This window comes from Williamsia sp. DF01-3, assembly GCF_023051145.1.
GTDB lineage: Bacteria > Actinomycetota > Actinomycetes > Mycobacteriales > Mycobacteriaceae > Williamsia.
In genome coordinates this window covers 557,864-570,118 of sequence record NZ_JALKFS010000005.1, presented here as the reverse complement: position 1 = coordinate 570,118, position 12,255 = coordinate 557,864, and the positions used below count along the sequence as shown (strand labels likewise).

Sequence of the window (12,255 nt, the reverse complement as noted above, 5' to 3'; positions counted from 1 at the left end):
GGTTACAGCAGCGACGCGGCGATGATCAGTCCGGCACCCACGTGCACCGTCGCCGAGACCCAGACGGCGGGGTGCGGTCGATCATCCATCAACACCTCGCCCAGGTCGCCGGGTGAGAGGGCGTCGACCAGGATGAAGCCCAACGCCATCACGAAGATCCCGATCACCGTGTAGATCAGGGTGTACAGCAGTCCTTCACCGAGGTCGCCTTGGCTGGCGGTGATCGCCGCCACGATGATGATCGCCACCGCCAGGGTGTTGCTCGCCACCAAGATGCAGGCGTTCCGGTTGCGGTCCACCCAGACCTGCTGTCGCAGCTTGCCCGGCGTCACCAGGTCAACAGCGACGAACCCGAGGATCATCAGCAACACGCCTACGCAGCTGTACGCCGCAGCCGATACGACGTTGTCGCGCAAGATCTCCCACTCCACTTTGTCTCCCACCTGTTGTTTTCTGCGCTACTTGCCGGAACCGCCGCCGCCACCCCGATAGTCGGAGCCGCCACCGGAAAAATTGGGACGTGAGACCCAGAACCCACCGATGAACCCGCCGTAATGGCGGTACCCGGATTCGTAGTCGTCGCTGAGCATCACGCGGGTGTTGTTGTTTTCATAGGGAAAGAGGCCCACGAGGTAGTCGGGGTACTGCATGAACAACCCACTCGTGGGCACCCCTGCGACGGTCTGGGTCGCCTGACGTTGATCGGCCGGTCTCTGGGCACCGCGGATCTGGCCGGCGACCTGCTCGGGGGTGCCGTCGGCGATGTACGCATCCACCGATCCTTCGTCCAGATTCGGCGTCCGGTCGTAATTCTGTTGGATGTAGCTGCGCGCGCTGGTGGAAGCCACCCCGCCGGACACACATGAGAAAGCAAGCAGCGCAACAGCAACCAAGATGATGGCGGCGATGATGCCGTTACGGATGCGGTTGAGGGGCTTGCGGTTGTACCCGCCGGCGTCGCCGTCGTAGGTCATCAACGCACCTGCACGAGGCTCGAGGTGATGACGACGTCACCTGTCTGGGGGTAGGCGTGCCAGGTGTCCCAGCGGATCCGGTCTCCGAGGTCCGCGGCGATGATCGCGGTGAAGGCATCGGGACTGCCGGGATAGTGCCCGATCAGCGCATGCGGTCCTGTCGCCCGATCCGAGATCTGGGCGCCGAGCACGGAGAGGGACCGTGCGCTGTGGCGTTCGGTTCGCGCCTGGAACGAGACGGTGGGCGTCTGCAACGTCGACGGCAGTTTCCGGTGCTGTCCAGGGAGGCACGCCAGGGTTTCGACGGTCTCGCCGAGGGCGGTCACCGCACTGACCTGGTGGCTTGCGCCCAATAACCGCAATGTGAGGTCTGCGTTGTCGAATCGGCAACGGACGGTGGACAGAGCGGGCAACAACGGCTCATCGAAGGACAGGGCCAGCTGGTCGGCGCTGGTGTCCGAGTACGGCACCGCAAGAATCGCCTGCATGTTCAGCTCGGACCGGTGTCTGCGGGAAAGATGCGGTACTCGGCGCGAGCCAGGACCTGCCCCCGCGCGCATTCCCATCCCGACCCGAAGTCCTCGAAGGACAACCGGGCGTCGCCGGCCGAATAGTCGTGATACGACATGTTTCCGGTGGCCAGGCCGGTGGTTCCAGCGCTGGTGAACCTCGCCGACCCGGTTTCGTCCGACGAATACCGTCGGCCGTCGACCTCGATCGACTCGGGCCCGGGGGAAACGGCGACACCCTTGAGTTCCTCCCACAGCACCACCTCGAGGTCGGGATCTTCCTCCACCGACACCCACGCCTTGCGGCCGGTTCCGGTGTCGAGGAAGTTCTCGGTCCACGAAAAGCCGCTCTGCGAGAGGGTCAGGGTGCCTCGGACCGCGAACATCTCCCCGCGGATGTCCACCATGTCGCCGGGCTTGAGCGCACGAGGATCTCCACGGACGGCGTCGTCGTCGGCGGACGAGAACGGATCCCGCGGAGCGTATGTGCGGTCGCGAACCGCCTTGGTCTCGGCTGCCTGGCGCTCGCGACGTTTCGCGATTGTGTTGAACAGCATGATCACCGCGATGACGGCCAGTATCGCGACGATGATGATCAGCAGCGACTCCATGCGATGAACCTATCCAATTCGGACAGGTCCCGTGCCGTCAGGACCACCCGATCGGCGTCTAGAGGCCGATTCGCATCCAGTGCGCTCGACGCTCGGCAGCCGCCAACACACCGGTGACCACGCCATCGAAGGTCTCAGCGGCCATTGCCGACACACGACCTTCGCTGCGCGACACACCACCGGTCAGCCGGGTCAGCAGCGGCTTCGGTGAGGCGATGATCTCGAGTTCGGCGTCAGGGAAGCGTTCTGCCAGTACCGACCGCAGCACTCCGATGCCGTCGACGAGGCCCACGTCGGCAGCGGCGCGGCCCACCCAGACGTCGCCGCTGAACAGCTCGGCGTCGGACCCGACGAGTTTGGCGCCACGGCGCTGACGCACCCAGGTGATGAAGGCGGCGTGCAAGTCGTTCTGGAGACCGTGGAGCCAGGCGACGTCTTCGGGCTTCTCCGCCGAGAAGGGATCAAGGCGCGACTTGTTCTCACCAGCGGTGTAGACCCGGCGTTCCACCCCGACCCTGCCCAACAGCTCCGGAGCACCGAAACCCGACGACACCACACCGATCGAACCGACGATCGACGTGTGCGCGGCGTAGATCTCGTCGGCCGCACAAGCGATCCAGTAGCCGCCGGATGCTGCCGCGTCCTCGCAGAACGCGATGACCCGAATGCCCTTCTCCGAGGACAATTGGCGGATGCGTTCAGCGATGTACTCCGACTGTGCAGGCGAACCACCTGGGGAATTGATGACCAGAACGACAGCTTTGAGCCGTTCGGTCTCGAATGCGCGCCTGAGTTTCGGTTCGAGGTTGTCGGCGGTCAAGCCGCCACGTGCCATGCCGACCGAGCCGATCGGACCCTCCAGGCGCACCACTGCAACCTTGTCGGCGTGTGCCTTGGCCATCTTCTTGGCGAGCTGCTTGATCGGACCCATCCCTCAACAATATGCGCGTGTACGCCGGTGGCAGCCGAACATCGACTCAGCCGCAACGACAAAGGCGCGTGACCGCTGCCGGACTCACGGCAGTCGATGTCAGACTGTCGTCATGGGACACCGCTTCGGAGTGAGTGATCGATGACGATCCGCTGGCTCAGCGCCTTTCTCGACTTTCCTGCCGACAGCTTCAGCAACGAGGTGACGTTCTGGCGGGCGATCGCCGGGAGTACGGTGTCGCCCGCCCGAGGACCGGACCGCCAGTTCGCATCTCTGGAGCCTTTCAACGGCGACCCGCACCTGCGTGTTCAACGGGTGAAAGACGGGCCCGGCGGCGTCCATCTCGATCTGCATGTCGACGACATCAAGCCGGCCACTGCGCACGCCAAGTCTCTCGGCGCCCACATCGTCTCTGCAGCAAGCGACTTGGTGGTGCTGACCTCGCCCGCCGGATTCGGGTTCTGCCTGGTGCCCTGGAACGGCGAACACGAACGTTCCCGGCCCATCCGGTGGCCCGGTGACACCATCAGCATCATCGATCAGCTCTGCATCGACATACCGGCGAAACTGTATGACGCCGAATGCGACTTCTGGGCCACGCTCACCGGCTGGCCGTGGCGTCAGGGCGTGATGCCCGAATTCCGTAATCTGCGACGTCCGAAGGAGATGCCGCTACGGGTGCTGCTCCAACGGATCGGATCGTCCACGATCGGTGGTCATCTTGATCTCGCCAGCACCCACCCCGACGAGGAGGTCGCTCGACACGAGGGGTGGGGCGCCAAAGTGGAGCAGCACCACCGGTTCTGGACCGTGATGTCGGACCCGATCGGCCGCCGCTACTGCATCACCCATCGCAACCCGCGGTCAGGCGACCTGACCCACTAGCCGCCGGCCGAGTCCAGAGGACGACGAAAGGAGACGCGCACCGTGGAGCAACCGGGGTACGACGCACTGGCGGACCTGTATGCCGAAACGTTCCCTCATCCGTTCCTGACTCCCCTCGAAAAACACGCGGTCGAGGCGTTCGCCGACACGGTCCGAGACCGTGGCGCCGATGGACCTGTTGTGGATGTCGGGTGCGGGCTGGGCCAGGTCACCGCATTTCTGGCCGAACGGGGGCTGGCGTCGATCGGCGTCGACCCCAGTGAGCAGATGCTCGCACGGGCGACGCGCGAGTTCCCACAGCTCGATTTCGTCCGAGGTGATGCCACGCTCGCTCAGCTCGGTGGCGACCTGCCGATCGCTGCCATCCTGGCGCGTTTCAGTCTGATCCACATACCGCCCGAGGATGTCCCGGATGTGCTGCGCTGCTGGGCCTCCCGGACTTCTGCGGGCGCGCCCGTCCTGGTGGCGTGCCAGATCAGTTCGCACACCGGACAAGTTGAGCAGTTCGACCACAAAGTGGCGTCCGCCTGGCGATGGCATCCCGATCGCTTGGCAGCGGCCCTGTCCGACGCCGGATTCGACGAGGTGTGGCGGGCGGTGAGCCAACCCGACGATCAGCACCGATTCGCCGATGTCCACATGCTCGCCACACGGCGATGAGACCTCCCGGGCGTCGCGGTCGGGGCGTTTTAGTCTTGCCTGGTGGCCTTCGAATTGATCGGCGGAATCGAGAAGCGAACGATAGTCCTGGTTCCGTACGACGATGCCTGGCCCCATGCTTTCGAGCGAGAGCGTCGCCGCATCGCATCCGCGCTCGGTGAGGTCGCCATTCGGATCGATCACATCGGATCGACTTCGATTCCAGGTCTGGTCGCAAAGCCCGTCATCGACATCGACGTGAGCGTCGCCGACCCCGATGACGAGGCCGGCTACCTGCCGGCCCTCGAGTCAGCCGGCTACCGACTTCGCGTGCGTGAACCCGGACACCGAATGGTGCGCACGGCAAACCGCGACGTTCACGTACACATCTGTCGCAGTGGAAGCGACTGGGAACGTCGGCACCTCCTCTTCCGAGATTGGTTGCGCCACGACGCGCGCGACCGCCAAGCATATGCCGTACTCAAACAGTCCCTGGCTCAGCGTGATTGGCAGGACATGAACGCCTACGCCTCGGCCAAGGGGCCCCTCATCGAGCAGATCACCGCGCGGGCCGAGAAGTGGGCCGCGCAGGGCGCATGGCGTGGGCTGGAGGAATCGTGACCTTCGCCGACTACCGGGTCACTGACGCCGACCGTCGCCCGTTGCCGCAGTCGTACCGAACCGAGCCGCGCCACCTCGGCTACCGCGACGACGATCTCACGAAACCATTTGCGCACTACCTGGACTCGACGATGCTGCCTCTTCCGCCGCACGTCGACAAGGCGCTGAGAACCGGCCCGGAACCCTCGGCTGGAGGCTACGAGGTCGACGACGTCGCTGAGTATCTGTCGGCGCCGGGATACACATCGATGGAAACCGGATGGACCCGAACTTCGGCGGGAACACTGGTGGTGTCGTGCCTGACCGACATGCCCGATGTCACGGCCGGCATGTGGGACTGGTGGTTCGGATGGCATGGCTCCGACAGCGCACGTTACAAATTGTGGCACCCACGCGCCCATGTCTTCGCGGCCTGGGGAGATGACCGCAGTTCCCAGCCGCACCTGACGGACACGGAGCGCTACATCGAGAACGTGTCATACGTCGATGAATATATCGGATCCACCCTGTCGCACTTCGCAATCAGGTTCGTCGAACCGAGCGCGCTGGGTTTTGCCCCCAGCGCAGGTACCACCCACATCTGCGCCCGCATCGGTACAAGCGACTTTCCGGTGGTTGCTGGGTGGCTTGTTCACCAGGTCCGCCCCACCGATCGCGGTAGTGAGATGAGATCCCGCTTCTTTCTCGGACGCGCCGAAATCCTGGATTTACCAGCGAATTCCACATCACGACCCATGAGCACCCGGTTGCTCGCAAATCCGGTGGGTCACCGAGCACTTGCGCCTGTGGTCGCCACGGTCGGGCGTAGACGCACCAGCGCACAGCTCGCTCGGGATCTTCTCCGCCACTGTGCCGAAGAGATGAACCACTTGGCTGCGTTCTTACCCAGCCTCTTCACCGAGTTCCGCGGTGTGCCTTGATCATTGCGCAGGTCCACTGACTCGATGTCTCGACGCTTCTGCTCTGGGCGGCCTTCAATCGAGCTTTCTTCTGCCGATTCCCACACGTGTTCATGTCGCACCATCTGCGAGTTCGACTTTGACTGGTGTCGAAGAAAGCCGCCTGACAGGTTGGTGAGGCGCACAAGGCCAACCTCCCGTCGCGTTCACCTGCGATGATGCTGATCGCGTCGGCGGCGATCACGCCCAGGGCATCTTCGACACGAGAGGGCGAACTGAGTCGCCAGAGGCGATTGCCGTCGGGCATCAAAATCGCCGCGGCCCTGCCCTCGATGCTGCAGTCGTTGATGATCCGGACGGTGGATTTCGGAAGGTCACTTCCCACCGCGGCAGCCGCCGCTACGGCGTGAATGGCTTCGCGCAGTTCCCGAGCGCGCTCGAGCTGCGCTGCGGTGCATGACTCAACATTCAGACCGTTGATCTGTAACCAGTCGACCAGCCGGTGCGGCGTCGGTATGCGTTCGACGGCTTCACCATGTCGCTCCGACAACGTTCCGGTGAAGCTGGTTGCCAGCACACTCCCGAGGCGGAAGTCAGGAAAACCAACGGACATGGAACCACCTTAGCCGGTTGCGGACGGCCGGCCCCGACTGTTAGAACTGTCTTAGGTGGTTCCAGAACCGTCTTAGACGGTTCCCGACAAATGGAGAACTGATGCACACCGACGGAGTACACGACTTCCGGGCCCATGCAGCTGACGCGGAGCTCGATGATCTCCGCACCCGCATATCTGCCACTCGGCTCCCGGAAACCGAGACGGTTCACTCCCCCGCGCCGAATCCCCGCCGATGGGATCAAGGTGTGCCCCTCGCCGACCTCACCGATGTCCTGAATTACTGGCGCACCCAGTACAACTGGCGATCGTTCGAAACCCGGCTCAACCAGATCGGCCAGTTCCGCACGACAATTGACGGTCTGGGAATTCACTTTCTGCACCGCAGGTCCACGCGCGCCGACGCCACTCCCCTCATCGTGACCCACGGTTGGCCGGGCAGTATTAGTGAGTTCATCGGCGTGGTGGACGAGCTTGCGGATCCGAAAGATGCAGGCGCTCCGGCATTCCACGTCGTGGTGCCTTCGCTGCCGGGCTTTGGCTACAGCGACAGGCCCACCACCACCGGATGGGGAACCGAAAAGATTGCAGCCGCTTGGGGGGAACTGATGGGTCGGCTCGGTTATGGCAAGTTCCTCGCGCACGGCGGCGACTGGGGAGGTGTGATCACGACCATCCTCGGCGGTCGGTTCCCCGAGCAGGTTCTCGGCATCCACACGACGCTCGCCCAAGCACCGCCCGGACTGACAACCGAGGGGCTGACGACGGCCGAACGGTCATGGACCGCGGAGACCCGGAACTTCTGGGCCCACCGCACGGCGTATGCCAAACAGCAGGCCACCCGCCCACAGTCCATCGGCTATTCGCTCGTCGACTCGCCGGCCGGCCTGCTCGCCTGGATTCTCGACAAGTTCGCCGAATGGACTGACACCGAAGACAGCCCGTTCGAAAGAGTGTCCATCGACAGCGTTCTCGACAACGTCACCCTGTACTGGCTGACTCGCACCGGCGCCTCTGCGGCCCGCATCTACTACGAAAGCCACAACTCTCTTGATCCCGAACTGCGAGTGGACGTTCCCGCAGCGATCACCACGTACCCGGGTGATATCGAAAAGTACCCCCGCGCTTGGGCTCAGGAGCGGTTTCGGCAGATCGTCCGATGGCGGACACCAGAAGTGGGCGGGCACTTCCCATCACTAGAAGTTCCTGACTACTACATCAAAGACCTACAGCAAGGGCTCGCAGCAGTGTTGGCCGCGACCAGGTGAATTATCGCGAGGCACCAGCCTTCTCCCGCTATGGTCGCTTGGTGGCGATTCCTTCTGTGGTGAGCGCGGTTGTGTTTGATTGCGATGGCCTGCTTCTGGATACCGAAACGTGTTGGTCGCGGGCTGAGGCTTCGCTCTTCGCCGACCACGGATTTGGTTTCGGCGCCGCGGAGAAGGATCTGCTGATCGGACGGACCTTGGAGGCGGCGTGCGCCAACATGGCGGAGTACATCGGTCGGCCGGGAACAGGACCTGAGCTACACGCCGAATTGCTCCCGCGGGTGGAAGCCGAGCTGTCGGCAACCGTCGAGGCGATGCCCGGCGCTCGCGAGTTGCTCGAACTGTTGCACGGGAAAGTGCCGCTCGGAGTCGCAACGAACAGCCCACGCCACCTACTCGCCGCGGCACTGCGGTCGGCGAACATGCAGCACTACTTCGACGTGTCGGTGGCCTCCGACGAAGTCGCACAGCCCAAACCGCACCCAGAGCTGTATCTACGAGCCTTTCAAGCGCTCTCGGCCGCACCACAGGCTGGAGTGGCGCTGGAAGACTCGGCCACCGGTGTTGCCTCCGCCCAGGCGGCCGGCACGTACCTCATCACCGTGCCCTCCCAACCTGGCAAGCAACTCGACGGTGACTATGTCGCAACATCGCTCGCGGATCCGCGAATCGTTCAGTGGGCCCAACGTGTGACGTCACAAGGCTGACCAGCTCGAACCCATCACCCGATACAGCGTGGACCAGTCAAGGGATCGAGATACCGACCAGCACGTCGCGGCCGAACGTCAGGCTGGACCTCGACGTAGCAGTTGCATGCGACTGGCCAGCCGAAACGCATCGGGCCGTCGAGTGGCGCCCTCGAGGAAGCTCGCGAGTTCGTGGGTGGACACGAAGTGGACGCACACATCGGCATCGACAAGCACATCGACCAGATTGATGAAACGTTGCTGAGCCTCGAGATCGGCATCACGAAGCAAGGGGACGTCGGTAATCGTCCAGGTGGTGAATGCCCGCGTCCATTCCAGGTATTCGATTGTCGATGTCGGGGAATCGCAGATCTGGCTGAAAGAAGCCCACAGGTGAGCGGGGCGTATCGCAAGGACCGGGAAGTGGCGGCCGCGAACTTCCGCCGTTGTGGCCTCGCTGCGTGGTGGAAGCTCTACTGGCGTTCGCGTAGTCCAGGTGCCGGCCGCGAAGCCGACTGCGTGATCAACCCGACGCGACCGATAGTCGGCAGGGCCCTCTAGATGGAAGAGCTCCATATTCGTCTCGATCAGTTCGATTCCGGTCTCGAAGGTGTGATGCCACACCGGGTTCGGCAACAAGTCTCTTGGTGCATAGTTGGAGGTTGCGAGCACAGTCATTCCACGGCGGAACGCGTTCTCGAGCAACCGTGTTAGCAAACGTGCGTCGCCGGAATCATGGACGTGCAACTCGTCGAAGAACAGCAACCTGCCCGCGCCAGTCACTTCGTCGATTGCCCGGTCCACAGCTTCCCGCTCGGTGCGATGATCATGGATGTTGCGATGGAGCTCGTCGAAGAAGCGGTGGAAGTGAATACGGGTCTTCTGGGTCGTAGGAACTGCTGCATAGAGCGCGTCGGTCAGCCACGACTTACCCCTGCCGGCGTCGCCATAGATGTACAGGCCACGAGGCGTCGATTGGCGCCTCTGCTTCTTGTCGGCTGTTGCTGCAACACAAGCGAGTCGGTCAAGAAGTCGCCGCTGGGCGGCGTCCAGAGTGAACCCGGCCCGCGTCGCCGATGCATCGACCGCCGCAACGAGCTGCTGCTCTGAACGCACGTTGGAAGTGTCCCATGTCGGCGCCGCATGCCACAGTGGTGGAGTGGACAAGAAGCTAGACGGCCGATGGAACCACAACATTCACTACTACGACATCGCATTGGCGGCGGCGCCGATGGCCAGAAAGGCACTCGATGTCGGAACCGGCGACGGACTCCTCGCCGCCCGCCTCGCGGAGAATGTTGATGAGGTCACCGGTATCGATTCTGACAATGAAACGCTGACGAACGCGCAAAAGAACATGTCCGCCGACATCGCGTGGATTGCTGGAGACGTACTGATGTATCCACTCCCCGAAGCGCACTACGACCTCGTCACCGCAGTAGCAACTGTCCATCATTTCCCGGACCTCGCGACAGGCCTCGAACGGCTCGCGCGCCTCACAGCCCCGGGTGGCACCCTGGTAGTCATTGGCTGCGCACGCAGTTCGATCGCGCAGGACTACGCCTTGGAACTCGTGGGCGCAGTACAGCACCAAGTGCTGTCTCGCAGGCGCGGCTACTGGCAACACAACGCTCCGGTGCAGATGGACTTCCCGCACACCTACACACAGGTCAAAGGCATCGCCACAGGCGTACTACCTGGCATGATCTGGCGCCGCTTACCGCTGTGGCGCTACGCGATCATTTGGGGCAAGCCGGAGTAGGACCCCTGAGCAGTGCGCCCACAACACATGGACAACGACTTTCCCGTGCCGCACTGCCTCGATCCTCACAGGCGAGTTCGGACACGCACGGTCGGCAATGGTATGCGCACTCTTGTACCCGGCTGCTCTTAAAATGAGGTGTCCGAGGCTGCGACCTGCCTCACCGTCAGAGGAAGTGGCACATGAGCTTTGATCGCCTGGAAGTAATCGTCAACGAAGCCCGTGGTCATGGGTGGTTTGTCGAGGGGTCCGCGAACGCCGAGCAGCTTGCCTTCCTCAAGACTCTCGCCGCCAGGGATGGGATAAGCCGAATCGGCGAGATCGGTTTCAATGCAGGGTTCTCGAGCTACGCGTTTCTCAGTGCCGGCCCCCTCGTTCATGTCACATCATTCGATCTGGCCGAACACGAGTACGTGTCAATGGCCAAGGAACACATCGACGCGGAGTTCCCGGAGCGGCACACGCTGATCGCCGGCGATTCGCGCCAGACGATTCCGCTGTTCGCCGACTCGGAGACCAACGGCACCTTCGATTTGATCTTCATCGACGGTGGGCACACGTACGAGGTTGCCTCCGCCGACATCTCCAACATGAAGCGCCTGGCCCACGAGGGCACCGTGCTCATCTTCGACGATCTGCTCCCGCACAAGCCGTGGGGCGAGGGGCCCATCCGTGCGTGGCGCGAGGCGATCGAAGCCGGAACCGTGCTGCAAACAGGCTTGTTCCAGGATGGTGTTGGGGTCGAGGCGATACGCCCTGACGCGGCTCGGGCTGGGCGGTTGGGCGCTACGCCTAAAGGCCAGGACGGCGATAAAGACCGATGACGACGAAGAGCCCGACTCTGCGGGTAGCTGCGGCGCAACCCGTCACCAAGACCGACGACCTCCGCGCGAACGCCCAAGCCCACGCCGACGCCGTCCGGCGGTGCCGTGCACGACTTGTTGTGTTCCCGGAGATGTCTCTGACCGGGTACAGCATGGAAGCGCAGGCCGTCGACGTCGATGACCCGAGTTTGGATCCACTGGTGGACGCATGCGGGGAGACGGGCTCGATCGCGCTGGCGGGCGCGGCTGTTCCCCACTTGTCCGGACGGGCCATCGGCGTCCTGTCGGTGGCGGGAACCGGTGCCGAGATCGTGTACCGCAAAGTGCACCTCGGAGGCCCCGAGATCGGGGTGTACGTACCGGGAACGGCGGTGGCTGTGGTGGAGGTTTCGGGATGGCGTGTCGGCATCGGGATCTGCAAAGACACCCGCATCGACGATCACACCAGCGCCACCATTGCCTCGGCGATCGACTTGTACGCCGCCGGTCTCGTGCACAGACCACACGAAGTAGGTGAGTTCGATGTCCGCGCGCGCCGTATCTGCGCCCTGGGCTCGGTTCCAGTGGTGTTCGCGGGTTTCGCCGGTCCGATTGGCGGCGGATACCCACAGACATGTGGCGGGTCGGCCATCTGGGATGCCAACGGCAACTGCGTGATTCAGGCAGGCGATCAACCCGGAGAACATGTGAGCGCTGAACTCAGCGCCTGAGTCGGGGATGCGCTTCGACATCGAGCGTCCACTCGATCTGTCTGGGAGGCCCACGCATCTCATGCGCAAAGTCATCACTATGCCGGACGCGAGGAAGGCTGGTCACGGTCACACTATTGGCATGCTCACCAACAAGTTGACTATGAACCTCGTAGCCGATGCGGCACTCATGATCGTGGGACTTGTGCTTCTGCTCTTCTTTCGCGACAGCGAGTTCTGGTGGTTTCGTGGCCAGCCGCTGGGTATCGTCCTGCTGATCTTGGGCGTCATCGGTATCGCCTCGGCCGTCTGGGAAGTCAAGAAGCCTCAGCGTCACTGACCTA

General features: G+C 63.3%; 17 protein-coding genes. 10 read left to right on the top strand and 7 right to left on the bottom strand.

Annotated elements, in window-relative coordinates; genetic code table 11:
• Window positions 1–2 precede the first annotated feature (2 nt).
• Genes MVA47_RS04605 through MVA47_RS04585 form a run of 5 tightly spaced genes read right to left on the bottom strand, consistent with a single transcriptional unit; the run spans window position 3 to window position 3,025 of the window.
• The gene (locus MVA47_RS04605) at window positions 3–443 is read right to left on the bottom strand and encodes a DUF350 domain-containing protein (RefSeq protein ID WP_023955017.1); all 441 of its coding nucleotides are present in this window, start codon (window positions 441–443) and stop codon (window positions 3–5) included.
• A 15-nt stretch (window positions 444–458) separates the two neighbouring features.
• On the bottom strand, window positions 459–974 hold the full coding sequence (locus MVA47_RS04600; RefSeq protein ID WP_247206863.1) for a DUF4247 domain-containing protein: 516 nt from the start codon (window positions 972–974) through the stop codon (window positions 459–461).
• Window positions 974–1,462, bottom strand: coding sequence for a DUF2617 family protein (locus tag MVA47_RS04595; protein WP_247206862.1), 489 nt, complete (start codon window positions 1,460–1,462; stop codon window positions 974–976). Before MVA47_RS04595 ends, MVA47_RS04600 begins: the two co-directional genes overlap by 1 nt.
• A 2-nt stretch (window positions 1,463–1,464) precedes the next feature.
• Window positions 1,465–2,094 carry a DUF4178 domain-containing protein gene (locus MVA47_RS04590; protein ID WP_247206861.1) on the bottom strand — a complete coding sequence of 210 codons (630 nt, stop codon included), beginning with the start codon at window positions 2,092–2,094 and terminating at the stop codon, window positions 1,465–1,467.
• Window positions 2,095–2,152: 58 nt separating this feature from the next.
• Window positions 2,153–3,025: a S49 family peptidase gene (locus tag MVA47_RS04585; protein ID WP_030167448.1), complete on the bottom strand. Its 873-nt coding sequence runs from the start codon at window positions 3,023–3,025 to the stop codon at window positions 2,153–2,155.
• Window positions 3,026–3,166: 141 nt separating this feature from the next.
• Here MVA47_RS04585 and MVA47_RS04580 point away from each other — a divergent pair, with 141 nt between their 5' ends.
• From MVA47_RS04580 to MVA47_RS04565, 4 genes are read left to right on the top strand one after another with little or no spacing between them, the layout of a single operon-like run.
• The gene (locus tag MVA47_RS04580; protein WP_247206860.1) at window positions 3,167–3,910 is read left to right on the top strand and encodes a VOC family protein; all 744 of its coding nucleotides are present in this window, start codon (window positions 3,167–3,169) and stop codon (window positions 3,908–3,910) included.
• Window positions 3,911–3,952: 42 nt separating this feature from the next.
• Window positions 3,953–4,570 (top strand): trans-aconitate 2-methyltransferase, encoded by a 618-nt coding sequence (locus tag MVA47_RS04575; RefSeq protein WP_247206859.1) that lies wholly within the window; start codon window positions 3,953–3,955, stop codon window positions 4,568–4,570.
• A 42-nt stretch (window positions 4,571–4,612) separates the two neighbouring features.
• Window positions 4,613–5,170, top strand: coding sequence for a GrpB family protein (locus MVA47_RS04570; protein WP_247206858.1), 558 nt, complete (start codon window positions 4,613–4,615; stop codon window positions 5,168–5,170).
• Entirely contained in the window at window positions 5,167–6,090 is a 924-nt protein-coding gene (locus MVA47_RS04565) for a DAPG hydrolase family protein (protein ID WP_247206857.1), read from the top strand. The genes MVA47_RS04570 and MVA47_RS04565 overlap by 4 nt, the downstream gene beginning before the upstream one ends.
• Here MVA47_RS04565 and MVA47_RS04560 read toward each other — a convergent pair.
• A complete protein-coding gene (locus MVA47_RS04560; protein WP_247206856.1) occupies window positions 6,065–6,682 on the bottom strand; it encodes an ABATE domain-containing protein in 618 nt (205 codons plus the stop codon). The two genes, MVA47_RS04565 and MVA47_RS04560, sit on opposite strands and share 26 nt — an antisense overlap.
• Before the next feature lie 101 nt (window positions 6,683–6,783).
• Here MVA47_RS04560 and MVA47_RS04555 point away from each other — a divergent pair, with 101 nt between their 5' ends.
• Window positions 6,784–7,950, top strand: a complete 1,167-nt coding sequence (locus tag MVA47_RS04555) for an epoxide hydrolase family protein (protein WP_247206855.1) — start codon at window positions 6,784–6,786, stop codon at window positions 7,948–7,950.
• A gap of 41 nt (window positions 7,951–7,991) precedes the next feature.
• Window positions 7,992–8,657, top strand: coding sequence for an HAD family phosphatase (locus MVA47_RS04550; RefSeq protein WP_247206854.1), 666 nt, complete (start codon window positions 7,992–7,994; stop codon window positions 8,655–8,657).
• Window positions 8,658–8,735: 78 nt separating this feature from the next.
• Here MVA47_RS04550 and zapE read toward each other — a convergent pair whose 3' ends face one another.
• Window positions 8,736–9,752, bottom strand: coding sequence for a cell division protein ZapE (zapE, locus tag MVA47_RS04545; protein WP_247206853.1), 1,017 nt, complete (start codon window positions 9,750–9,752; stop codon window positions 8,736–8,738).
• Between the two features lie 43 nt (window positions 9,753–9,795).
• On the opposite strand from zapE, the gene MVA47_RS04540 reads away from it, so the two are divergent.
• The 4 genes from MVA47_RS04540 (at window position 9,796) to MVA47_RS04525 (ending at window position 12,251) form a co-directional block, all read left to right on the top strand.
• Entirely contained in the window at window positions 9,796–10,398 is a 603-nt protein-coding gene (locus tag MVA47_RS04540; RefSeq protein WP_247206852.1) for a bifunctional 2-polyprenyl-6-hydroxyphenol methylase/3-demethylubiquinol 3-O-methyltransferase UbiG, read from the top strand.
• A gap of 182 nt (window positions 10,399–10,580) precedes the next feature.
• The gene (locus MVA47_RS04535; RefSeq protein ID WP_247206851.1) at window positions 10,581–11,222 is read left to right on the top strand and encodes an O-methyltransferase; all 642 of its coding nucleotides are present in this window, start codon (window positions 10,581–10,583) and stop codon (window positions 11,220–11,222) included.
• The gene (locus tag MVA47_RS04530; protein ID WP_247206850.1) at window positions 11,219–11,932 is read left to right on the top strand and encodes a carbon-nitrogen hydrolase family protein; all 714 of its coding nucleotides are present in this window, start codon (window positions 11,219–11,221) and stop codon (window positions 11,930–11,932) included. The genes MVA47_RS04535 and MVA47_RS04530 overlap by 4 nt, the downstream gene beginning before the upstream one ends.
• A gap of 121 nt (window positions 11,933–12,053) precedes the next feature.
• Window positions 12,054–12,251 (top strand): hypothetical protein, encoded by a 198-nt coding sequence (locus MVA47_RS04525; RefSeq protein WP_247206849.1) that lies wholly within the window; start codon window positions 12,054–12,056, stop codon window positions 12,249–12,251.
• Window positions 12,252–12,255: the final 4 nt, after the last annotated feature.

Excerpts from the sequence above, each read along its gene's own strand:
- MVA47_RS04590 (WP_247206861.1), bottom strand. The coding sequence starts at position 2,094 with ATGGAGTCGCTGCTGATCATCATCGTCGCGATACTGGCCGTCATCGCG.
- MVA47_RS04555 (WP_247206855.1), top strand. The coding sequence starts at position 6,784 with ATGCACACCGACGGAGTACACGACTTCCGGGCCCATGCAGCTGACGCG.
- MVA47_RS04595 (WP_247206862.1), bottom strand. The coding sequence starts at position 1,462 with ATGCAGGCGATTCTTGCGGTGCCGTACTCGGACACCAGCGCCGACCAG.
- MVA47_RS04580 (WP_247206860.1), top strand. The coding sequence starts at position 3,167 with ATGACGATCCGCTGGCTCAGCGCCTTTCTCGACTTTCCTGCCGACAGC.
- MVA47_RS04535 (WP_247206851.1), top strand. The coding sequence starts at position 10,581 with ATGAGCTTTGATCGCCTGGAAGTAATCGTCAACGAAGCCCGTGGTCAT.
- MVA47_RS04560 (WP_247206856.1), bottom strand. The coding sequence starts at position 6,682 with ATGTCCGTTGGTTTTCCTGACTTCCGCCTCGGGAGTGTGCTGGCAACC.
- MVA47_RS04530 (WP_247206850.1), top strand. The coding sequence starts at position 11,219 with ATGACGACGAAGAGCCCGACTCTGCGGGTAGCTGCGGCGCAACCCGTC.
- MVA47_RS04525 (WP_247206849.1), top strand. The coding sequence starts at position 12,054 with ATGCTCACCAACAAGTTGACTATGAACCTCGTAGCCGATGCGGCACTC.
- MVA47_RS04585 (WP_030167448.1), bottom strand. The coding sequence starts at position 3,025 with ATGGGTCCGATCAAGCAGCTCGCCAAGAAGATGGCCAAGGCACACGCC.
- MVA47_RS04600 (WP_247206863.1), bottom strand. The coding sequence starts at position 974 with ATGACCTACGACGGCGACGCCGGCGGGTACAACCGCAAGCCCCTCAAC.